Genomic DNA, 22792 nt, shown 5'->3' with positions numbered 1-22792 from the left:
CTATTCTAAGCGGATCGTCGGCGATTGCATACGCTCCAGAACACGTCGGCAATTGTCAAGATCTGCGTCTGAAACACCCGCAGGCGCTTCGATCCTGTTTCCGTATTGATCCTGGATAACGATCGTCTTGCCCCTGTGTGCAACTAACCATGCGGACAGCCCGGCTATTAGCGCGGTTAACGTCTCGCCACCAACCTCGACCAGCTTGAGAATCACTTCGGTTTCGAGTTGTCGTGTCGCGCCTGGGCGCCCCAAGACCTGAATGGCACCGGACTTCTCCGAACTCACCTCGATTTCGGCAAGCATGCTGCGGAGCTGCGCTTCGCTATAGCGTGGTGAGATTATTTTTAGCCTCATGATGTTCCTTTAAGGTGATGTTGGGGTTTCCCAATAGTACAAACGGGCTCCATTGATCGAACCGCTCGGTCTGAAGGCGAGCCAATTCCCTGGCGTCATGAAAAGCTGCGCCCAATACTGCGCCATCGGCTAAGCGTTCATAAAGCCTGGACATGAATATCCCGGTTGCCCTGTCGTCACTTTTCCATACCGAGCCGATAACGGCTTGTGCGCCCGCTCGGAATACGTCGAGACCGAAGCTGTGCAGCCTCCCGGCATGGTCGATAGTGACCTGTATGCTCTCGCAGCCGGAAAGGACCACAAGCATGGTCTGGTGAAGATTAAGCCTTTGAAAATCGTCACCATTTAAAATTCCATTGCCGAAAAAATCGGCGTACTCCTCTGCGGAGCCAACCAAACTGCGACCGGCCCCGGTTAGGGCGATCATTCGTTGCAACTCGGCCTCCTTTTTTGTCGGTGTGCCGCTGTACACTCCGACGAACAACGCATCTTCGTCGGGCTTAATCAAGCGCTCGTCGCGCACACCCATATGGGTGATGATGTGTAGGAACAGGGGATTGCTCAAGGCCGCAAGAGCTTGCTTGTGCGCTCTTCGGCCGGTGAGGCGCTCAATTTCAAAATAGCGGGCGACGCTCTCCGCCTCGTCAGCGGCATGGACAAGGGGATCCAGGGCGCAAGGGTGCTTCCCGGCGAGATCATAGTCCGGGCTATCAACGACAACTCCCCTTGTGGAACCTTCCGGAGAAACAATTCTGGACCAGGATGCGCATTGACGTAAGCTGTAGGCGACCGAAGAATAGAGATAAGGGCCCCTCTTGTTATCATCGAAGCTTTGAATAATTGCGTCCCACGGAAGGCGAAACATCTCTCCGTCTGGAACAATATAAAATATTTTAGTCATATCTATCGCCGCGAAAAGCTGTTTCGCTACCCGATTGCATTTATGCTTCGCCCAAAACTTATCCTTTTGGTCAGAGCTTTCGCCAACCGGATTGCTCGATCCTTGGAAAATGATTACGTCGATGATCTTGGGAGGGATCAAACTCGCACGCTCCTCGGCTCCTTCCTGCCCAAGTATCCAGCCACGAAAATCGGAAATCATGCGGTCGATCTCCGCGCTAGCGCCGATGGGACGAAAACAGGCAGCCCCACTGTCGAGTGACACATCAAATTGTACATATTTAAAAAAATTTTCTTGGTTTGTATTTTGGGCGTTTTCCAGTCTCTGCTTCTTGATGTATTCAAAAGCCTCACTCGGGTCTCCACCCTCTTTTATGAATTTCAAGACGTCTATTTTTTCTTGCATTTGCATGTCTGCACGCATATCGACGCTTAGCATGGTCAACATATAGGTCCGGCTCTTCCATGCGCTGAAATAGTCCAGAATCCGGAAGTATACGACGATAGTCACGCAGGCCCCTTCTTCCCCGTCCAAACCGGAAGGAGTACATGTTAAGTCGGTGCTGCCCGTGCGGATATAATCGCGCAGGGCGCAAATTCTCCATAAAATATTCTTCATGGGTCTGCGTGTCAAAAAAATAAGATTTTCCCTAGCTTCGGTTAAAAGTATGGATACGACGCCGATAATTCCTTCAATGCAGGATTCATCTAGGCGGAAATCCTCTCTTAATAGGTAGCCAGTACCTGCAATTTGCTCAACAGCGATCTTGGTTACATCGGCCATGGTGGCCAACCCCCGCTGAAGACGTCCCGCCCGCACCTCTCTGTCTGGCGGACCGCCTGCCTGATTACTGAAGTCGCAATCCAATTCGGCTAGGCGGCGCCACAACACCATCCAGCCGGTAGGTGTTATGATTGGCAGTCGCTCGGTGCGCTCCAGCGCGCTCCGTCCAACTAGATCATGCAATTCCTCAACAATATCTGGAATATAATGGGGAATACTGAGGCCGTAGATCAGTTTTTTCCTAAGGCAGCAGCATTCTTTCTTAATATCAATTATCGGGTTGTCCAGTAGGTCAATACCTGAAAAATAGAGTCCGTGATGAATGGCCATCATAGCGGCCCGCGCGAGGTCTGAACTGTCATTGGTTACCTTGACGAACTGCGCATCAATCTGGGCCGCGTGACAAAGCATTTCCGCTCTCGCCGCCATCGCAGCCAAGGGGTCGATCTGGCTTAACGACGGAAGAATTATGTGGATATTGACCACCGCCTGCAGTATTCGCAATGCCTCCAGGCGCAAGGGATGGAGAGCCAATCCCGAAAGATTCAGCAGAGTGATAGAAAATAACGCGCGCCGAAAAACTAAAAACGCCAAAAAATTTACATCGCTGCCCTTTGACAACAACGTCTCATATTCTCGCATATATTCGTCAACCATAGGACCATACAATACTGAGAAAATACTATTTGATAGGTCGCGACACCAAACCATCAACCGCTCCATCACCGCGCGGGCATCGGCGCTCGTCACAGACAACATCATCCGGTCAAGGATGACACCATCCCAGGGAGCATCAAATACAGTCGGCGCGTCGGGACGTACATCGACCCGCTCCTTCCAGGGGGTGTTCGATAGGGCAAGGTTGTCATAAAAGGGGACTGACGTCTTATCGGCCGAATGAAATATCTCGATGAATATATTGAAAATGCTCAGACCGTAACCGTCTTCGTCATAATCATCGAAGTATCTGCGGTAAACCTCCTTAGCCCGGAGCATGTAGATCTCGCCAACCTGCCGCTGGCGGCCTAGGTCGTCGAAGCGGGGCATGATCTCGTTCGTTAAGACGCATAAGTCATAAGCAGCACCTTCCACAAAGCCAACATTGTGCCAATAGCCAGGATTTGCCATTTTCTCCTTAGCACGCCTTTCGACGTCAGCCAGCGCCTTGTAGCAGGCCGCCACCAGATCGTTTTGGATGGGGCGGAATTCTTCCGCTGGTTCCGGGGCTGGGTCGCGGCTAGAGTTACGCCGCAGGCCTACAGCTATCGCGTCCGCCCCCCGCACCCGATGTTGCCTTTTGGTTCGACGACAAAACAACCTAGAGATAAATCTCAGCACAGTATAAAACTCCAAAGTTTTTCGACAAAATTGCTCGGCGGCCAAGACCCCCGCCACCGACCGACCGTTGTTTCTCCCGCAAAACATCCGCACGTCTACTTAAAACAAAAAACGCCTTCAGAGCATCCAATAACCTCCTAAGGTGCACCATAGCACACCTAAAGATAAATTACATCACTATCACACCATTAACCAGAAGCTGTCCCTATTGATAATACGGAACGCATCGGAGACGACGCTCCTGATTGGGTCCCATTGTAGAGTCCGTCGGGAATTTTTATATCGCCCGACATCAGAAGTGACTCGCATGGAATTCCCCTATAGGGCCTGTCGTGATCCACTGGTTCCACCATTTGGACACCTCCGGAAACTGGCGTCTGGGTCTGGTTCGTGATTCCATAGGCGATCGGCTATTGGGGGGCGGCAATGGCGGTTCAGATTGGGTTCTGGGATGTCGAGCGTCGTCTGGAGGAACTTTCGGCGGAGGGCGATCCGCTGGAGACGCTGTCGAAGACGGTGGATTTCGAACTGTTCCGGCCGGTTCTGGAGCGTGCGGTCCGGCGACGGAGTGCGCCCTCGAAGGGCGGTCGGCCCGGCTTCGACGCGGTTTTGAAATTCAAAATGCTGGTTTTGCAGTCGCTGCACGGTCTGGCGCTGGGTCGGACGACGTACCTAGTGCGCGACCGGCTGAGTTGGATGCGGTTCTGCGGCCTGGGGCCGGGCGATGCTGTGCCGGATGCCAACACTCTTTGGGATCAGCCGCCAAAAAACCGTCCCGCGTCGCCAGCACCTCCCATGGCAAATCAAGCAGAGCCGCCTCCTCAGAGGTCGGCGTAGCCGTGTGACTGAAGATTTCCAGCTCACGGGCCCCCCCCTCCTCGGTCCATGCCGTCAACCAGCCATCCCGGTCCAGCCAGTCGGCCATCTCCCGTCCAACCGCAAGAACCGCGCCCTGATCCCGGGCCCGAACCGCCCCGCCATACCGCTGCGCCCACGCCTTCATCCGCGCCAACGCGTCGGACAGCGGCAACCGAAGCTCACGACACCCTGCACGGCGCAGGACATCCGTGCCGTAGATTTGAAGGCTGGCTTTCATGCTGTCTCCCGTCAGGCCCGAAAAAGAAAGGCTGGGGAGGCTCGCCTCCCCAGMCCCCTCATTCCTGAAGGCGAGAAACTCTCCTTAAATTATTTTAATTCTATAGGCGGGCGGGTTTTCGGTGGCGAGTGTCTCGTAGATCTTTGTGGCGCGTCGGGAGTTTTGGAGGGCGCTCTGTGGGTCTCCGGTCTCGCTCTGACTCTTGGCGAGGGTGTTGAGGCTCATTGCCAAGTCTGGGAGATAGGCGGGCGGGTTTTCGGTGGCGAGTGTCTCGKAGATCTCTGCGGCGCGTCGGGCGTTTTGGAGGGCGCCCTGTCGGTCACCGGCCTCGCCCTGACTCTTGGCGAGGGTGTTGAGGCTGGCTGCCAAGTCTGGGAGATAGGCGTGCGGGTTTTCGGTGGCGAGCGTCTCGTAAATCTCTGCGGCGCGTCGGGCGGTTTGGAGGGCGCCCTGTCGGTCGCCGACCTCGCTCAGAACGATGGCAAGGTTGTTGAGGCTCCCTGCCAAGTCCGGGAGATAGGGGGACGGGTTTTCGGTGGCGAGTGTCTCTCTGATCTCTGCGGCGCGTCGGGCGGTTTGGAGAGCGCCCTGTCGGTCGCCGGCCCCGCTCAGTCTATTGGCGAGGTTGTCGAGGCTCGTTGCCAAGTGCGGGAGATAGGCGGTCGGGTTTTCGGTGGCGAGTGTCTCGTAGATCTCTGCAGCGCGTCGAGCGGTTTTGAGGGCGCCCTGTCGGTCGCCGGTTTCGCTCTGCTTATTGGCGAGGTTGTTGAGAATCCTGGCCTGCTCCGGCTCGCTCAAACCCTCTTGATCCAACAAGATCCGGCCAAGGGCGACGCCAACCGGTGCCAGACGAAAGGGTGTGGGTGAGTGGAGAAGGTCTTGCCATGCCATCGCCCTCTCCGGGTGTTTTTTCAGGGCAGCGACAAGGCATTGGATGAACGCATCGGCCGTGGAGTGAAGGGTGGCTATGTCATGGGAAAGGCGGGCGAGGCGGTTGAGATCAATCGTCTCGCGGGTGGTGAGAGCATGGGCAACCCAATCGGGGGCCGCGTCCGGGCGCTCGCCGATGACTTGATGAAGAAGTTCGGCGGCAATGATGTCTGGCTGCGGCGCCGGTACTTGGTTGGAGATCCACCACCCCAGGTCCCGAACCCGGTCCACAACGCGATCAGCCGGGGGCAGTCCAAGGTTTGACGCGGCCTCGGCGAGGGTTGTGAGGGCGGTGGCGTCAAGGCCATTGCGCAACGCCGCGAGCGCATGCAGTCGGGAGGCGGCTTCGGCCTCGGGCCAGCCGGCGCCCCGTGCCGCACCATCAAAACGGCGGCGCTCCCGGTCAACCAGCGCGGCAATAATCTCGGCACCACTGAGGTCAAAGGTTGAGCTTCTCTCCCACGCGGCATGAAGGGCGGCAGCCGTGGCAAACAGCGGGAGACCGTGGTGTTGGGGATTTTTTGCGTGCCAAGCTTCGATGGCTGCCGCCTTGGGAGGAAGCGCCCGCGTGCCGAACAGCTTGGTCAGCCGGGCAAAAGCCTCTTGGACAAGGCGGCAGGTATCGGGGGCGTCAAGGGTGCCTGCAGAAAAGTCGTTGATATCGCAGCATCCGGCGGCTCCGGTTTCCCTCAAAAGGCGATCCCACCAAACCTTGGGCTGGCGGCTGAGGAGGAGGATCCTTAGACGTGCAGGCGATTCCAGAGTGCCGATTTCTTTAAGGAGATGGCGCAGTTTTTCCTGATCCTCCTCGGGATAATCAATGATCAGGAACAAACCAGCTTGGGGGAGAGAGAGGGTATAGTCTTTATCAAGGCGGATAAAGCCGGCGTTCCAGTGTTCCTGTCGCAGGTCTTTTGCCACTTCCGCCGCCAGACGCGACTTGCCGACCCCTCCAGGCCCGGTCAGCAAACGAAGGGCGACCGGGCGCGAACGATCCCGGGCCCAGGACAGCAGAGCCTCTCGCTCGGTGTCTCGGCCAATCACATTTTCGACCAGCCGTGTTTTCCACGACAAAAGATTGAAAGCAGAAGCGGTGTCGATATGCAGGCCTTGCCACGGGAGACTGAGAACAACGGGAGGAGGCCCGCTGCCAATAGTCTGAATCACAATCCCCGAAACAGGACCATTAACAACAGCCGACCCAACAATTTTTCTTGCACCAAATCTCCAGCCGAAAACCATGACGGGATCTCCAGCCTATTTTGTGAAAAAAACATCATAGGAAAACTGACCCGCCATAATCAAAACACCGATGATCCCAATAACCCACGCAACACGATCACCAGCCGGGGGAGAGGACAAAGGAGGCGACACAGTCACCGTCTGCGTCACGCTCCCCTTGACGGAACCATTGACAAGAGCACTGTTGGAAATATTTTTCGCCTTAAACGATTTCGCGCGAAAAACCGCAACGATTAACACAAACGCCCCAATAAGATAGAAATACTCGCCCATTCCCATTCTCCTCCCACCCGCAAGGAGAACAAAATACCCGCCAAAGCACCAGACCTCAACCCTATAACACCCCACACACCCCCACCCCCCAGGAATCGAGGGGTCTGGGGAGGCCGCGCCTCCCCGGCCTTCCTTACCGGGCCTCAAAAACCCCAGCAAGACGATGCCCGCAGGCCAAGCAGCGTCCCGCAGCATCGAGCGACCATGTCACCAAGCGAAAGCCTTCGCGGCCGATGAGCCGGGCATGGCACGCAGGGCAAAAAGTGGTGCCGGCGTCGGGATCGCGGACATTGCCGAGGTAGACATGGGCCAAACCCTCGGCCTGGGCCAGGGCGCGGGCGTGGCGCAAGGTAGCGAGCGGGGTGGGCGGCAGGTGGCGCAGGCGGTGCGCTGGGTGGAAGGCGCTGAGGTGCAAGGGGACATGGGGCCCCAAGGTAGCGGCGACCCAGGCGGCCAGGGCCTTGATCTCGTCGTCGCTGTCGTTAAGCCCGGGGATCAACAAGGTGGTCAGTTCAAGCCAAACGGCGGTCTCGCGGGCCAGCCACGCCAAGGTATCGAGCACCGGGGCGAGGTGGGCCGAGGCCATCCGGCGATAAAAGCCCTCGCTGAACGCCTTGAGATCAACGTTGGCGGCATCAATATCGGCGAAAAAGGTGGGGCGGGCCTCAGGCGTGATATAGCCGGCCGTCACCGCCACGGTGCGCAGGCCCTCGGCATGGCAGGCGCGGGCCACGTCGGCCACGTATTCCAGCATAGGCACGGGGTCGTTGTAGGTGAAGGCGACGGAGCGGCATCCGTGTTCCCGAGCGCCAGCGGCCAAGTCTTCCGGCGCCACCGGGCGCCCCAGACGGTCGAGATCGCGGGCGCGAGACAGATGACTGTTCTGACAAAACAAGCACGTCAGATTGCAGCCAATGCCCCCGAAGGAAAGAACCGGCGTGCCCGGCAAAAAGTGATACAGCGGCTTTTTCTCGATGGGATCGACGGCAAAGCCAGACGAGCGCCCCCAGGCGGTGAGCACAATCCGGCCGCCCTCGTTGGCCCGGACCACACACAGGCCGCTTTGACCGGGCCTCAGGGCACAGGCACGCGGGCAGACCGAACACACCACCGCATCTTGCCGGACCGGATCCACCACCATGCCCCTCCCCTGACTTTTAAGAGACCGAGGGGCCTGGGGAGGCCCGCCTCCCCAGCCTTCTCTTCTTTTTTCTTTTTGCCAACGCCCCCCCTCGTTCCGCCGAAGCCCCCACCTCCCTTGGACCAAGACGATGGTCACACCGGAAACTTGTGCTAAAGTGAGGTATCCTTGAAGCGCTAAAAAGGCGAATCCGCGATGCTCCCCCTGCGCCCCACGGCGGTGGCCGGCATCTTCTATCCCGACGCCCCAACCGCCCTGGCCCGCGCGGTCGATGATCTGTTGGCCGAGGCCCCGGGCAGTGACGCGCCGGCACCCAAGGCCCTGATCGCGCCGCACGCTGGCTATGTGTATTCCGGGCCAACGGCGGCCGCCGCTTATGCCCGGCTGGCTCCGGGACGCGACACCATCGAGCGGGTGGTCCTGCTGGGACCGTCGCACCGGGTGCCGTTTCGCGGCCTCGCGCTGACCGAGGCCCAAGGCTATGCCTCGCCGTTGGGACCGGTGGCCATTGACCACGCCTGGGCCGACCGGCTGCGCGCCCTGCCCTACGCCGGCACCCTTGAAGACGCCCACTTGCCCGAGCATGCGCTGGAGGTCCACCTCCCCTTCCTGCACCGGATGCTAACGCGCTTCACCCTGGTGCCGGTGGTGTGTGGGCAGGTATCGGTGGCGCAAATGGCGGCCGCCCTGGCCGAGTTGTGGGGCGGTCCCGAGACGCTGATCGTGGTCTCCTCCGACCTCAGCCATTATCTCCCCTATGATCAGGCCCGCGCGCTCGACGACGCGACGGCCCAAACCATCGAAGCCCTGGACGCCGAGGCCCTGGGACCGCGCGAGGCCTGCGGCCACATTCCGGTGGCTGGCCTGCTGGCCCTGGCCCGCGCGCACGGCGGCCGTCTGGAGCGCCTTGATCTGCGCTCGTCAGGCGACACCGCCGGCTCACGCGAGCGCGTGGTGGGCTACGGCGCCTGGGCCCTTGCGCCCCTTTCCCTTTCGCCCCAACCGAGGCCGTAATGAACGCAGTTTCCTTATCCAGCGTCCCCGACACCGATCTGGCGGTGCGTGTGACCCGGGACCACCCCGACCGGCTGATTGCCTTGGCCGTGGAGGCGGTGCGCCAGGGCTTGAACACGGGCGCGCCGCTGCCGCCTGCCCTGGATCTGGAGCCGCCGGCGCTGCGGGAGAACGGGGCGGCCTTTGTCACCCTGACCCGCACCGATGGCGGCTTGCGCGGCTGTATCGGATCGATGGTCGCCCATCAGCCGCTAGCGCGCGACATCGTGGCCAATGCCTGGGCGGCGGCCACCCGCGACCCCCGGTTTGCCAAGGTGCGGGCCGAGGAGTTGCCGGATCTGTCGGTGTCGGTGTCGGTCCTCACCCATCCCCGGGCCTTTCCCGTCGCCAGCGAGGCCGAGTTGCTGGAGCGCCTGCGCCCGGGGATTGACGGCCTGATTTTGTCCGATCGCGGACGGCGGGGCCTGTTCTTGCCGCAGGTGTGGGAAAGCCTGCCTGAGCCGGCGCAGTTTGTAGCACACCTTAAATTGAAAGCGGGCCTTCCAACCACCTACTGGTCGCAGACCCTGATGATTGAGCGCTTCGAGGCGCGGGCGGTGAAGGGCCCCAGCCCCTGGCGCGAGGAGACCCCCGCATGAGACGCCTTGCCCTTGCCTTAGCCCTGGCCCTGGTCGCCCCCGGCAGCCCCGCCCACGCCCAGGCCACCGCCGGCGCCCTGCCCTGGTTCGACGACCCTCCGGCCACCCTCGACGGCTTTTGGGCCGTGAATGGCCGCTGTGACACCGCCAGCGCCGAAATGCTGATCTTCTCCTCGGGCGGCTATCGCTGGCGCAAGGCGGACGGCAGTTGGGGCTTCGCCCGCGGCAGCTTCAGCTATGGCGCCGGCCAAAGCTACCGGGTGCTGTTCAAGGTCCGCCGCCTGTTCGAGACCGAGGGCTACGATGCCGTCCTCAACGTCTCGGGCGATACCCTGCGCAAATCGAACATCATGACCAATTCGGAAAAGATGTATCGGCGCTGCCCAACGGCTGACGGGGAATAGGGAGCGCTTGCCCCGCCTCGCCGAGGCAGGCCCCCCGCAGCAAAAAAAGCCGACCCTCTGTCGAGGATCGGCTTTTTTGGAATTTGGCTCCGGAGGAGGGATTCGAACCCCCGACCAACCGGTTAACAGCCGGTTGCTCTACCGCTGAGCTACTCCGGAATAAGACAACGCACCTGATTCTTCGAAAAAGTGGCTCCGGAGGAGGGATTCGAACCCCCGACCAACCGGTTAACAGCCGGTTGCTCTACCGCTGAGCTACTCCGGAACACGTACTTTTTCGACAACCCACGACTGGAGGCCGGAGCCGGACTCGAACCGACGTACGCGGATTTGCAGTCCGCTGCATAACCCCTCTGCCATCCGGCCCTGTCTTGGGCCGAAACCGGATCACTCCGGCTTCGCTCGCTGCGGCGATGTCCGTCGCGGCGAGGGCGTCCTTATACGCAGCGGTCTCCAAAGGGTCAAGCGGGTTTTTCCCCCCTTTGAAAAAAAGATCGGATCGGGGGGAGTCGTTGTCAGGCGCGGCTGGGCGCACTATAAAACCCGACTAGGATACTGGACGCCGGGGGGAGCGAGATGGACACCAATACGGCCCGCGTGAACATGATCAAAAACCAGATCCAGACCAGCCGGGTCAGTGATCCCCTGGTGCTGGAAGCCCTGGAGGCCGTGCCGCGCGAACTATTCGTGCCCAAGGCGCGCCGGGCCGTGGCCTATGTGGACGAGGATATCCCGGTGGGCGGCGGGCGCTCCTTGCTGGAGCCGCTGATTTTGGCGCGCATGCTCCAGGTGGCGGCGGTGGCTCCCACCGATGTGGTGCTGGATGTGGGCTGCGCCACCGGCTACTCCTCGGCGGTGCTGTCCCATATGGCAAGCACGGTGGTCGCCCTGGAATCCGACCCCGACTTAGCCACCAAGGCCGAAGCGACCCTGAGCGAGTTGGGCCGTGACAACGCGGTGGTCATCACCGGCCCTCTGGCCGAGGGCTGCCCGCGTCAGGCCCCGTTCAACCTGATTTTCATCAACGGCGCGGTGCCGGCTGTCCCGGTAGCCCTGCGGGACCAACTGGCCGACAAGGGCCGGCTGGTGGCCGTCATCCGCCAGGGCGCGGTGGGACGCCTGACTGTGGTCGAGCGGCATGGCGCCGCGTTCAGCCAGCGCGTTCTCTTCGACGCCGACGCCCCCTTGCTCAAGGGATTTGCCCCGGCGCCCGCGTTCATTTTCTGAGCCGCCCCATGCTAACCATCCGAGAGACGGTCCTTTTTGCGTTGCATGGAGACCGTGATCGTGCACACTTCCTGAGATGGTGGGCGCTTCCCTGACCTCGGGGAAGCGCCGTCGCTGTCCCGCGAACGAATTTTGGAGCGTTTCGAGAGAAAAATCATGATGAAACCTGTGTCCATCGCGGTTGCCACGCTCCTGGTTGGCGGAGTCGGCCTCGTCGCTCCCGTCCACGCCGAAACGTTGTCCGAAGCCTTGGTGTCGGCCTACCAATCCAACCCGACCCTTCAGGCCCGACGCCTTTTGGGACGCGCCACCGACGAGTTGGTGCCGCAGGCGCTGTCGGGCTGGCGGCCCACCGTGACTCTGGAAGGCAGTGCCGGGTACGAAAAGATCAATTACGATCTGAAAACCTATACAGACAAAACCCTGAGCCCCTTGTCTGCGGGAGTGACGGTCCAGCAAAATATCTTCCAGGGCTTTCGCACCGTTGCCGCCGTGGATCAGGCCGAGGCCAATGTCGCCGCCGAGCGCGCCGCACTGAAATCGGTTGAGCAAACCGTTTTGCTCGATGTGGTCACCGCCTATTTCACGCTAATCCGCGATCAGGCGGTTTTGGACCTCAACAAAAACAACGAAGAAGTCCTTCAGCGGCAGTTGGAAGCCGCCCAGGACCGCTTCCGGGTCGGCGAAATCACCCGCACCGACGTCGCCCAGGCGGAATCCCGGCTAGCGGCAGCGGTGGCCTCGCGCATTGCCGCTGAGGGCACCTTGGCAACCACGCGGGCCAACTATGAAAAAGTGGTGGGCCACACCCCAAAGCAACTGGAAACGCCGCGCCTTGAGGTGAAGCTGCCCCAGACGATGGAAGATGCCGTGGATGTGGCTCGACGCTCCAACCCGGACATCACCTCGGCGGAATATACTTGGGACGCAGCCAAGGCCTCGATCCGCGACGCCCGGGGGCAGCTCTTGCCAACCGTGAACGCCAAGGCCGCAGTTAGTTGGGATCAGGGAAGCTCGGTTGAGGACCTAGACACCACATCCGTGGGCGCCTCGTTGGTGGTCAGCATGCCCCTCTATGAGGGCGGGGCGACCTACTCGGCCATCCGGGACGCCAAGCACCGAGCCGGCCAGCGCCGGGTACAGGTGGATGAACAGCGCGATACGGTGATCGAGAAAGTGTCCTCGACGTGGCAGAGCCTGGAAAGCGCCAAAGCCCGGGTCACCTCCTATGGAAGCCAGATCGACGCCGCGACCATCGCCCTAGATGGCGTGAAACGCGAAGCCCAGGTCGGCTCGCGCACCACCTTGGACGTGCTTGATGCCGAGCAGGAACTCCTGCAAGCCCGCGTCAACTTAGCCGGCGCCCAGCGCGATACCGCCGTGTACACCTACCAGCTTCTGGCAGCGATTGGGCAGATGACGGCCGACACCCTGGCCCTGAATACCCCGCTGCATGACCCCCAGCGCCACTATGATGACGTGCGCGGACAGTGGCTGGGCGGCAATGCGTGGGCCGATCGTGATGCGGCCTTGGGCCAAGACAAGGACATCACCGACGACGTGACCCAGGAGAACATCAGCATCGACAGCGGATCGGTTCGCTAACCACTCCTTTGGAGTCGCACTGACTTTCGGCCCGGGCCGCCTTCCCAGCGACCCGGGTTTTTCTTTGAAAGAAAGATCCCAGACGCGTAAAAATGCCGAGTAACGGAGTTTTTACAGACCTTGCCTTATGCTAACATCATGTCAAGAGCACTCAGGCCGGGTAGCCGAGGATCATGAGCGAAGAGAAAACCAATCAGGAACCCTCCATGGAGGACATCCTGGCATCCATCCGGAAGATCCTTTCCGAGGATGAAGAAAAGGCTGAGGATCCCGCACCCGAGTCCGTACCGGCGGATGATTTCTGGGAGACTCCGGCTGAGGAAGAGGACGAGGAACCTCTCCCCCTGCCTCTCCCCGAGCCCGAGGAGGACGTGCTGGAGCTGACCGAGGCGATGGCCGTGCCGGAACCACCCCCGCCGCCACCACCCCCGCCGCCGCCGCCCCCTCCGCCACCACCACCGCCGCCTCCTCCCCCTCCTCCCCCGCCGCCGCCCCCTCCCCCTCCGCCGCCGATGATCCCCATGTTTGAGCCTGAGCCCCAAGACGACCGACTGATGTCGCTCAATACAGAAAATACCGCCGGTGGTTTGCTGGCCGAGCTGGCTACGGCCGTCGCGCGCGAACGCTCGGCCGCCCTGGGCAACGGCTCGCTCACCATTGAGGAGATCGTGCGCGAGATCCTGCGCGAGCTGCTCAAGACTTGGCTCGACGAGAACCTGCCGGGCATGACCGAGCGCTTGGTGCAAAAGGAGATCGAGCGCTTGGTAGCCCGCTCCGAAAAGCTTTGATTCACTCCGGCACGCCCTTATGATGACCGGCCCTTCGGGGCCGGTTTGCTTTTGGGGGGGTGCCCCGGCCGGCCCTGGCAGGGTTTATCCCCCTCTTGCCGTGAAATAAGGGACCGGCCCATCATGCTGGACAAGACCTACAACGCCGCCGACGTCGAAGAGCGGCTCTATGCCCGCTGGGAACAGTCGGGCGCGTTTGCCTGCGCTCCCACGAGCGAGGCCCGTCCGTACACCATCATGATGCCGCCCCCCAACGTAACCGGCAGCTTGCACATGGGTCACGCCCTGACCTTCACGCTGCAAGACGTGCTGATCCGCTACAACCGCATGAGCGGCCGCGATGCCCTGTGGCAGCCCGGCACCGACCACGCGGGCATCGCCACCCAGATGGTGGTGGAGCGCCAGTTGGCCGCCCAGGGTAAGACCCGCCACGACCTCGGCCGCGCCGCCTTCATCGACAAGGTGTGGGAGTGGAAGGCCGAGTCCGGTGGCACCATCCAGCGCCAGCTCCGCCGCCTGGGCGCCTCGCCCGACTGGGCCCGCGAGCGCTTCACCATGGACGAGGGCCTGTCGCGCGCCGTGCGCAAGGTGTTCGTCAAGCTGCACAAGGACGGCCTGCTCTATCGCGACAAGCGGCTGGTCAACTGGGATCCCAAGCTGCACACCGCGATCTCCGACCTGGAGGTCGAGCAGCGCGAAACCGTGGGCAAGCTCTGGCACCTGCGCTACCCCCTCGCCGATGAAGAGGGCCGCTTCTTGGTGGTGGCCACCACCCGGCCCGAGACCATGCTGGGCGACACGGCGGTCGCCGTCCATCCCGAGGACGAGCGCTATAAGGACCTGATCGGCCGCGAGGTGCTGCTGCCGCTGGCCGGCCGGCGCATTCCGGTGGTTGGCGACCTGCACGCCGACCCGGAGAAAGGCTCGGGCGCGGTCAAGATCACCCCGGCCCACGACTTCAACGACTTTGAGGTCGGGCGCCGCCATAACCTGCCCTTGATCAACATCTTGGATCGCGACGCCAAGCTCAACGACGCGGTGCCCGAGCCCTATCGCGGCCTCGACCGCTTCGTGGCGCGCGAGCGCGTCCTCGCCGACTTGGAGGCGCTGGGCCTCGTCGAGAAGGTCGAGGACAACCCGATGACCCAGCCCTACGGCGACCGCTCGGGCGTGATCATCGAGCCCTGGCTGACCGACCAGTGGTTTGTCGATGCCGCCACCCTCGCCGCCGGCCCGGTCAAGGCGGTGCAAGAAGGGCGCATGCGCTTTGTGCCCAAGCAGTGGGAAAACACCTTCTTCGAGTGGATGCGCAACATCCAGCCCTGGTGCATCAGCCGCCAGATCTGGTGGGGCCATCAGGTGCCGGCGTGGTACGGCCCCGACGGCACCATCTTTGTCGAGGAAACCGAGGAAGAAGCCGAGGCGGCGGCCCGCGCCCACTACGGCAAGGACGAACCCCTGACCCGGGACACCGATGTCCTCGACACGTGGTTCTCCTCGGCCCTGTGGCCGTTCTCGACCCTGGGCTGGCCCGACCAGACCCCGGAACTGGCTCGCTACTACCCCGGCGACGTGCTGGTCACCGGCTTTGATATTATCTTCTTCTGGGTCGCCCGCATGATGATGATGGGCGAGTACATCATGGGCGATGTGCCCTTCCGCGACATCTACATCCATGCCCTGGTCCGCGACGAAAAGGGCCAGAAGATGTCGAAGTCGAAGGGCAACATCATCGACCCGCTCGACCTCGTGGGCCAGTACGGCACCGATGCCTTGCGCTTCACCCTGATCGCCATGGCCGCCCAGGGCCGCGACATCAAGATGAGCGAGCAGCGCGTCGCCGGGTACCGTAACTTCTGTACCAAGCTGTGGAACGCCGCCCGCTTCTGTCAGATGAACGGCTGCGAGCCCCAGCCCGACGTCGATCCCCGCCAAGCCCGCCTGCCGCTCAACCGCTGGATCGCCGCCAAGGCCATGACCTGCGCCGCCCAGGTGGCGGAGGCCATCGAGGCCTACCGCTTCAACGACGCCGCCCAGGTCGCCTACGCCTTCGTCTGGAATACCTTCTGCGACTGGTACCTGGAAATGGCCAAGCCGCTGCTCCAGGGCGAGGCCGAGGCCAGCGTCCAGGCCGAAACCCGGGCCATGGCCGCCTGGGTCCTCGATACGGTGCTGCACATTTTGCACCCCTTGATGCCCTACATCACCGAGGAGCTGTGGGGCAACATCGCGCCGCGCGCCGGTCAGTTGATGACCCAGCCCTGGCCCACCGGCCATGATCTGGCCGCTCTCGATGCCGAGGCGGCCATGGATTGGGTGGTTGCCCTGGTCTCAGCAGTGCGCTCGGTGCGCGCCGAAATGAACGTGCCGCCCGGCGCCCGCCTGCCGCTCCTGGTGCAAGGCGCCAACGCCGAGACCCTGGCCCGCCTGGAGGCGCATGCCCCCTTGCTCACCACCTTGGCCCGACTGGCCAGCCTGACCCCGACCGAGGCCGCCGCCACCAAGGGCTCGGCCCAAGTCGTGCTGGGCGAAGCCACCTTGATCCTGCCCCTCGACGGCATCATCGACCTCGACCAGGAGCGCCAGCGCCTCGCCAAGGAACTGAAGCGCCTGGACGGCGAAATCGACCGCCTGGACCGCAAGCTCGATAACCCGGGCTTCGTCGCCAAGGCCCCCGAAGAAGTGGTGGCGGAACAGCGCGAGCGCCGGGCCGACTATCAGGCCCAGCATGCCCGCGTGACGGAAGCGTTGGCCCGCATCGCCTGATCCGGCCATGCTTTTTGTGTCGTTTGAGGCGGCCTGGGCGGTGTATACCGCCGCCCGGCCCTTCCTCCCGCCCTTCCCTGCCCCGCCCGCCGCCTCGCAGCGGGTAAGCGGCTTGGCCGAGGTTCTGGACCAGGGCGACGTTGATCTGGTGGTGCTTGATGCCTATGGCGTCCTGCACGAGGGCAATGGCGCCTTTCCCTGGGCCCTGGACGCCGTGGCCGACCTGCGCGCGCGCGGCCTGCCGTTTTGCGTTGTCACCAACGACGTGACCCACCCGCCGGAAGACGTAGCCGCGCGCTTGGCCGCCCTGGGCTTTCCCGTGGGGGCCGAGGCCGTGGTGTCGGGCCGCTCCTTGCTGCCGGCCGCCTTACCCAACGCCGGTCAGGGCTTCGCCGTGCTTGGCAGTCATCCCGACGCCGTGGTCGCCCGCTGCCCCGGCAGCCGCCCCGGCACCGATGCCCCCGCCGACCTCGACGACGCCGCCGGCTTCGTGTTGGTGGATACCAACGACTGGGAGGACGACGGCCCGGCCCGCCGTCTGGCCGAAAGCCTGGAGCGCCGCCCGCGCCCCTTGGTCGTCTGCAATCCCGATGTCACCTGTCCGTTTCGCGGTCGCCTCAGCCTAGAGCCCGGCTTTTTCGCCTTCCCCCTGGCGGCGCGCCTGCCAGCCGGCTACGTGCGCTTTGTCGGCAAGCCGTGGCCGGGGGTTTATGGCTTGGTTCGCCAGCGTTTCCCGGCTGCTTCCCCAGCTCGCATCCTCGCCGTGGGCGACAGTCCCCACACCGACGTTCTCGGCGCCCGGTCCCAGGGGATGCGAGCGCTCTTGGTGGGGGATGGTCTTTTGCGGGGGGGGGATGCGTTGGAGAGGGCGATCGAGGTCGGGTTGGCGCCGGAGTATGAGGCGGGGCGGATTTAAGGGACCCGAAGAAGGGAAAAGGGTAAGGCTGGGGAGGCGCGGCCTCCCCAGACCCCTCGGGTTGTTTTGAGGGGGGAGGCGTGTCGGAGGGTTTTAATCCCCGGACAGGTGCTGGCAGGCAGCTTGCAACGGCCAAAGGCCACGACGGCAAGAAGCTCCAGCCGTGATCTGAAACAGCCCAGGCTGTCACGCGGGGCTGTTTCTGTGGCGACCCGATCTTGTTACACGCAGGGCTGATGCGGAAAGCCTGATGCTGCCGCCCTTCCACGCCCCTCCCTGTCACGCGGCCTGTCCGAACGCCTGGGCCAGAAGCGACTGCGCCGTCTGCTCCGCTGCCGTGGCCGCGCGGTCATTGAGGGACAAAATACCCTCCACTTCTGCAACCCGCTCGGCGAACTCTTGCTGGAGAGCGATGGGTGGTAACAAGATGCAGGCGCGTTTGACATTAGAAGTGCTAATAGTGTTCAGCCCCGAAGTTGTCTTACCCTGGCGAAGTAGCTGCTGTCTTCCAGTCTGTGAGTTTAGGAAGGCGGACAAGAATTTTGGTAAAGAAATACCTTCGCGACAGCGCGCTCGTATCAAATGATTCTGGTGAAGACATTCGGGAATCGACCCATCCCAGACTGCCACACGCCCAATCTCCTCTGGGTTGCCGTGCCCCTCTACAATTAGCAGGTCGCCACCGTGTAGCTTGACCCTCTCTTTCTCTACCTCCGTCACCCGAATGGTTTTTATCTCGTCCAGAACAAGCAGATTGCGATGGACATTTGCGACCCGAAGATAGGGCATCTCCAGCAGCAGAGCATCTCGCTTCTTAGTAAGTTGAAGACCGCCTTGGACATCAGCTACCTCTCCGACATTCGTCTCGGGCCACCCCTTGGGGTTCGTGGCCGGATCGCCGAACATCTCCACGAACAGCGCGGGGATGATCTCGCGCGCCTTGGCCCGCGCTTCCTCCCGCAGCCGCCGGATGCTGGCCGCGTGGTTGAGGATGTCCACGATACGGCGTTGCTCGTCCAGGGGGGGGATAGAGATTTCCCACTCTTCCACCTCGGTCTTGCGAATGGACGGCGGGTTGGAGTCGGAGGCGAAATCCGAAAGGTTCTTCCTGCTGAACAGGTAAAGTAGAAACTCCGGCAGAAGAACGCCTTCACGCGGGATTACCGCCATCACATTGTTGTCTGCACAAGAAGGGCGCGTCAGAACGCGCTTTTTGTTCGTGGCAATGGCAGCGCCAATCTTAGGAAAAATGACCGAACCCTCAGGGAATGGCTTTGCGCGCAGTTTCTTGCGGACTTCCTCGGAAATCGCATTGTTGTGCGATCTCATATGAATTTCATTCCCCGGCAAGTTCATATCGCTGACTTTGTAGAATGGGAAATCACCCTCCTTTTCGCCCTGGTAGGCAGTGGGGAAGCCTACACCCGACGCGACATCGGCCACTTCAACGAGGCGGACGCGCGACCAAACTGGAGCGCCCGACATTAGACCCGCTCCTGCAACTTGTCCGCCAGCGCATCCAGTTCCGACAGGATCTCGCCTTCAAGGGCGCGAAGCTCGTCCAGCAGGTCCAGCGGATTGCGGTGCTCCACCTGGGTCTGGGACTGGGGACGATAGCGCCCGGCCGATAGGTTGAAGTCGGCGGCCCGAATGGCGTCTAGACCAGCAATCCACCATTTTTCTGTCCATTCGGCCTTCTCGTCGCGCGCCTGCCACTGGTCCCACAGTTCGGCGCGGCGGTGGTAGGCCTCCACCAACATCGGCAGATCATCGGCCTCAACCGGGGTGTCGTGGTTGGCGTCCAGCTTGTAGCCATCGGCGTCGGCGTGGAGGAACAGAACCTTGTCGGTGGTGCCGCCCTTTCTGAACAGCAGCGCGGAGGTCTTCACACCGCTATAGGGCTGAAATACGCGGCCGGGCAGGCTCATCACCGCTTCCACGGTGTTGTTCTCCAACAATTGACGGCGCAGTTCCTTATGCGCCCCGGCGCTGCCAAACAACACGCCCTCGGGCACCACCACGCCGCACCGCCCGCCCGCTTTCAGGGAATTCAGCATATATTTCAAGAAAAGGATTTCGGTGGCCGTGGTCGTGCCCACCTTCACATCGTCCACCACCCGGTCCTTGTCCAGCTTGCCGGAGAAGGGCGGATTGGCAAGCACAACATCATAGCCATCCAGGGGAAGGCCAAGCTTGACCTTCTCCGTCCGCTCCATCGTGGTGGTCAGCGCATTGCGCTTGAGGATTTGCACATTGGGCAGGCCACGCAAAGTTAAATTCATCGTGGCGAGGCGAACCATCTTAGGGTCCACATCGTTACCGTAAAAGGTGGCGTTGGTCAGCTTGTTGGTCATCGCCGCTGAAAGCCGGTCACCCCAGCCGCGCGTCACCAACTTTCCGTCCAGTTCTGTCTCGAAAATGCCAGCCGGCGAGGAATTGGCGAGGCGGATGTGGTTGTAGGCAGCGACCAGGAAGCCCGCCGTGCCTGCCGCCGGGTCGTAGATGGTCTCCGTCACCTTGGGGTCCACCATCTCCACGATGGCGCGGATGATGTGGCGGGGCGTGCGGAACTGGCCCAACTCACCAGCCTGCTTGACCTGCTTCAGGACATATTCAAACAGGTCGCCCTTGGTGTCTGCGTCGGCCTCATCCAATCGCAGCCTGTCAATCAGGCCGACCACCTGGGTGAGCACGGTCGGCTCGTCAATGCCCAGTCGCGCCCCGGTCATAAAGTTCATTGCCGAGCGTTCGGCCACCTCGGTGAAGAAGGGAAACACCTCGTCACGGACCCACCGCACCAGGGTTTCACCCGCCATCACACTCCACTGCGACCATTTCATCCGCTCGGCCGGGAGTGCGGCCTGCCCAGGCGCATTGAGGGGGTTCCTGATCGCCCAATCGCCCGCGAACATCGAGGTGTAATCGCGCTTGGTCGCCTTCGCCCGCATCAGGCTATCAGCGTCCATCCCTTCCACAAGATAGAAGAAGAACAGGAACGAAAGCTGTTCGGCGTTGGTCAGCGGGTCGGGGAAGCCGCCGCCATAGAGGTAGTCGCGAATTTGGTCAATGCCGCGCCGAAGCTCGGGAGTAAGGGGCATCGTCGGGTCCTGTCTCAATGCGCCGCAGGCTGTTCCGGGGCAGGGTCGCCACCACCGGGAGGGGTAGGAAACACAGCAGCGTTCAGGCTGGCAAGCATCTCGTTCAGGGCCTCCTCACCACCAAACACTTGACGCGCTCGCGGATAACCACCGTTGAGAGAAAAGGGCGCTATCGTGAACCGGTACGCCTCGAACGCCTCCATCTCGCCGGCATTGGCGCGGATTTGGCTTTCCACCATCCGCAGCCAGCGCAGTTGCTCGGTATCAAACGAACGCCCAACCAGCCACGCCTCGAAACACAAGCCCAACTCGGTCGCCTTGGCTTCCTCCTCGTCGGTGCGGATCAGGTTGCCGTCCTCGTCCACGGTGAACCACTCACGGGTGGACGGGTCAATGTGATCGTAGATATCCAAGGTGAGCAACATGCGCGGCTGTGCCACGGGATCGCGGGGCTTGGCCGCAATGACGACCCCACCCTCACCGGCATCCTCGTTGTCACCATGGAAGTCGGTGACACCAACAAAATCAAACATCGTAAACGCGGATTTCTTGATATGCGGGGCCAGCCTCGTGCCGCGACCGCGCATTTGCTGATAAAGAATGGTGGATCTGGTAAATCGGGCCATCACCAGATTGACCACCTCGGGCGCGTCAAAGCCGGTATCTAGCATGTTCACCGACACCAGGATCTTCGGGAATTCCTCGTCTTTGAACCGTTTGATCTTGGTGAAACCATCCACAGTGTCGTCTTGACCCAGCCCCGATACCACGAAGTCCGCGTAACGGGTCTGAGGAGTCGGCTTCTTGTCCGCGAACTCCTGGTCAAACATGTGGGCCAGCGTCTCCGCGTGCTTTTTCGTCACCGCAAACACGATGGTCTTGCCCCACAGGGGCGCGCGCTTCAACCCATCCTTGCCAATAAAGCCCTTCTCCATCACTTGACGAAACTCGCGCACCATGGCGCGGTTCCGCTCCGGGATGGTGAACTTGCGCTCCAACACCGATGGATCCACGATAATGGAATCCGCACCATTGAAATGGACCTCGAACTCGGCCTTCGTCGCCTTGTCCATCGCCGACCAATCAAGTTCGTCCCGCCTCACCTCAAACCCACCCCGGGCAGCGGTCTTGACCGTCAGCGCCCGATAAATGTGGTAGGGGAGCAGGTTTCCTTCCTGGATGGCCTGTTTCAGGGAGTAGGTGAAGGTCGGCTCGGCCACCTCGAAGAACTTCAAGGTGTCGCGGATAAACTGGCCATCCTCGGGATCGGGCAGGTCATCGGGATCCATCATCACGCACGGAGTGGCGGTCAACCCCACCTGAATGCCGTCGAAGTGCCGCAGCGTACCCGACCACTTGCCATAAATCGAACGATGGCACTCGTCCACGACAACAAGCTGAAAATACGAGGCGGGAAGATTGGCATACTCACCAATAAAAGTCTGAAGGGTGGAAATGGTGATGCGCTTTTCGTCCTGAAAACGGCGACCACCGCGCAGCACATAGGCGGGATAGCCGGGCAGATGCTCGGCGAAAGCATCCTCAGCCTGCTTCGCCAGAGTAATGCGGTCCACCAAAAACAGCACCCGACTGACCACATTGGCCTCAAACAGCCGCTTGATGAAGGCGGCGGCTGTACGGGTCTTGCCGGTGCCGGTTGCCATCGAGACCAACATCTTGCGCCGCCCCAGGGTGATCTCTTGGCACAGCTTGTTGATGCATGCCTTTTGGTAATCGCGACCAGCAATCTTAGTGTCAATGGCCACCGTCATCGGGTCAACGCGCAACTTTCGCAGGGCTTCGGCCCGCTCAAGATCAGCCTGGGACGAGAACGTGGCGACCTTGCGGGGATGGGCTTCTTTCTCCCATTCCCAAAACCAAACCTCTTCGCCATTCGCGAGGAAGATGAACGGGACGCCAAGGTGCCGGGCATAAGCCAGGGCTTGCCCCTCGGCCTCCACGGGATTGATGGACGCCTTCTTGGCCTCAACGACAGCCAGGGAATGACCGTGCCGGTTACACAGCACATAGTCGGCCTTGGTTCTGTCGGGCAGGACATACTCGTATCGGACGCTCTTCCCGTCTGACAGCCTCCAGCCGACATCCTTCAACTGAGCATCAATCTTGACCCGGCTGAAAGCCTCATTGGCCGACATCACGCCTCTCCCACATCGACTTCAACAGTCTACAGAGGCGGCATGGTGAGAACAACAACCAATCCCGCAAAACGGGAATTGCGGATAAAATCGCGCAGATGCTGCGCCTGCATAAAGGC

At 61.5% G+C, this 22792-nt stretch carries 17 protein-coding genes and 3 tRNA genes; 9 read left to right on the top strand and 11 right to left on the bottom strand.

The features are described 5' to 3' along the window. A complete protein-coding gene (locus tag RSPPHO_RS15615; RefSeq protein WP_041795890.1) occupies positions 1 to 306 on the bottom strand; it encodes a hypothetical protein in 306 nt (101 codons plus the stop codon). Positions 307 to 325: 19 nt separating this feature from the next. Continuing rightward, positions 326 to 3325, bottom strand: coding sequence for a CHAT domain-containing protein (locus RSPPHO_RS15610; protein ID WP_157879275.1), 3000 nt, complete (start codon positions 3323 to 3325; stop codon positions 326 to 328). A gap of 480 nt (positions 3326 to 3805) precedes the next feature. Between RSPPHO_RS15610 and RSPPHO_RS15605 the strand changes: the two genes are divergently transcribed. Further along, the gene (locus RSPPHO_RS15605; protein ID WP_051013944.1) at positions 3806 to 4216 is read left to right on the top strand and encodes an IS5 family transposase; all 411 of its coding nucleotides are present in this window, start codon (positions 3806 to 3808) and stop codon (positions 4214 to 4216) included. A gap of 343 nt (positions 4217 to 4559) precedes the next feature. Here RSPPHO_RS15605 and RSPPHO_RS15600 read toward each other — a convergent pair whose 3' ends face one another. The 3 genes from RSPPHO_RS15600 to amrS all read right to left on the bottom strand — a co-directional run bounded on the left by RSPPHO_RS15600 (position 4560) and on the right by amrS (position 8061). Then, complete coding sequence (locus tag RSPPHO_RS15600) at positions 4560 to 6572, bottom strand: tetratricopeptide repeat protein (RefSeq protein ID WP_041795887.1); 2013 nt, start codon at positions 6570 to 6572, stop codon at positions 4560 to 4562. Positions 6573 to 6662: 90 nt separating this feature from the next. Beyond that, on the bottom strand, positions 6663 to 6920 hold the full coding sequence (locus tag RSPPHO_RS15595) for a hypothetical protein (protein ID WP_041795884.1): 258 nt from the start codon (positions 6918 to 6920) through the stop codon (positions 6663 to 6665). Positions 6921 to 7053: 133 nt separating this feature from the next. Continuing rightward, complete coding sequence (gene amrS, locus RSPPHO_RS15590) at positions 7054 to 8061, bottom strand: AmmeMemoRadiSam system radical SAM enzyme (protein WP_051013943.1); 1008 nt, start codon at positions 8059 to 8061, stop codon at positions 7054 to 7056. Between the two features lie 195 nt (positions 8062 to 8256). Here amrS and amrB point away from each other — a divergent pair, with 195 nt between their 5' ends. The 3 genes from amrB to RSPPHO_RS15575 are packed head-to-tail and all read left to right on the top strand — an operon-like array spanning position 8257 to position 10117. Next, positions 8257 to 9075: an AmmeMemoRadiSam system protein B gene (gene amrB / locus RSPPHO_RS15585; RefSeq protein WP_014416170.1), complete on the top strand. Its 819-nt coding sequence runs from the start codon at positions 8257 to 8259 to the stop codon at positions 9073 to 9075. Beyond that, entirely contained in the window at positions 9075 to 9713 is a 639-nt protein-coding gene (gene amrA, locus RSPPHO_RS15580) for an AmmeMemoRadiSam system protein A (protein WP_014416169.1), read from the top strand. Before amrB ends, amrA begins: the two co-directional genes overlap by 1 nt. Next, positions 9710 to 10117 (top strand): hypothetical protein, encoded by a 408-nt coding sequence (locus tag RSPPHO_RS15575; protein ID WP_014416168.1) that lies wholly within the window; start codon positions 9710 to 9712, stop codon positions 10115 to 10117. Before amrA ends, RSPPHO_RS15575 begins: the two co-directional genes overlap by 4 nt. Positions 10118 to 10201: 84 nt before the next feature. On the opposite strand, the gene RSPPHO_RS15570 is transcribed toward RSPPHO_RS15575, so the two are convergent. The 3 genes from RSPPHO_RS15570 to RSPPHO_RS15560 form a co-directional block, all read right to left on the bottom strand. Further along, positions 10202 to 10276, bottom strand: a tRNA-Asn gene (locus RSPPHO_RS15570). A gap of 31 nt (positions 10277 to 10307) precedes the next feature. Continuing rightward, positions 10308 to 10382 (bottom strand) — tRNA-Asn (locus tag RSPPHO_RS15565). Positions 10383 to 10409: 27 nt separating this feature from the next. After that, a tRNA-Cys gene (locus RSPPHO_RS15560) sits at positions 10410 to 10483 on the bottom strand. Between the two features lie 210 nt (positions 10484 to 10693). Here RSPPHO_RS15560 and RSPPHO_RS15555 point away from each other — a divergent pair. The 5 genes from RSPPHO_RS15555 (at position 10694) to RSPPHO_RS15535 (ending at position 17419) form a co-directional block, all read left to right on the top strand. Then, the gene (locus RSPPHO_RS15555; protein ID WP_014416167.1) at positions 10694 to 11344 is read left to right on the top strand and encodes a protein-L-isoaspartate O-methyltransferase family protein; all 651 of its coding nucleotides are present in this window, start codon (positions 10694 to 10696) and stop codon (positions 11342 to 11344) included. Between the two features lie 156 nt (positions 11345 to 11500). Continuing rightward, a complete protein-coding gene (locus RSPPHO_RS15550; protein WP_041795882.1) occupies positions 11501 to 12949 on the top strand; it encodes a TolC family outer membrane protein in 1449 nt (482 codons plus the stop codon). A gap of 521 nt (positions 12950 to 13470) precedes the next feature. Then, complete coding sequence (locus RSPPHO_RS21335) at positions 13471 to 13737, top strand: DUF2497 domain-containing protein (RefSeq protein ID WP_242390522.1); 267 nt, start codon at positions 13471 to 13473, stop codon at positions 13735 to 13737. Between the two features lie 123 nt (positions 13738 to 13860). Beyond that, positions 13861 to 16503, top strand: coding sequence for a valine--tRNA ligase (locus RSPPHO_RS15540; RefSeq protein WP_041795881.1), 2643 nt, complete (start codon positions 13861 to 13863; stop codon positions 16501 to 16503). A 7-nt stretch (positions 16504 to 16510) separates the two neighbouring features. Continuing rightward, entirely contained in the window at positions 16511 to 17419 is a 909-nt protein-coding gene (locus RSPPHO_RS15535; RefSeq protein WP_014416163.1) for an HAD hydrolase-like protein, read from the top strand. A gap of 279 nt (positions 17420 to 17698) precedes the next feature. Here the strand turns inward: RSPPHO_RS15535 and RSPPHO_RS18190 are convergent, their stop codons facing one another. The 3 genes from RSPPHO_RS18190 to RSPPHO_RS15520 are packed head-to-tail and all read right to left on the bottom strand — an operon-like array spanning position 17699 to position 22673. Then, entirely contained in the window at positions 17699 to 18904 is a 1206-nt protein-coding gene (locus RSPPHO_RS18190) for a restriction endonuclease subunit S (RefSeq protein WP_051013942.1), read from the bottom strand. Then, positions 18904 to 20517: an HsdM family class I SAM-dependent methyltransferase gene (locus RSPPHO_RS15525; RefSeq protein WP_041795875.1), complete on the bottom strand. Its 1614-nt coding sequence runs from the start codon at positions 20515 to 20517 to the stop codon at positions 18904 to 18906. Before RSPPHO_RS15525 ends, RSPPHO_RS18190 begins: the two co-directional genes overlap by 1 nt. 14 nt (positions 20518 to 20531) lie before the next feature. Continuing rightward, positions 20532 to 22673 carry a DEAD/DEAH box helicase family protein gene (locus RSPPHO_RS15520; RefSeq protein WP_157879274.1) on the bottom strand — a complete coding sequence of 714 codons (2142 nt, stop codon included), beginning with the start codon at positions 22671 to 22673 and terminating at the stop codon, positions 20532 to 20534. Positions 22674 to 22792 lie beyond the last annotated feature (119 nt).

The sequence above is a fragment of the Pararhodospirillum photometricum DSM 122 genome, assembly GCF_000284415.1.
Classification (GTDB): Bacteria; Pseudomonadota; Alphaproteobacteria; order Rhodospirillales; family Rhodospirillaceae; genus Pararhodospirillum; species Pararhodospirillum photometricum.
The sequence above is the reverse complement of the archived record's forward strand: the minus strand, read 5'-3'. Positions and strand labels throughout refer to the sequence as shown.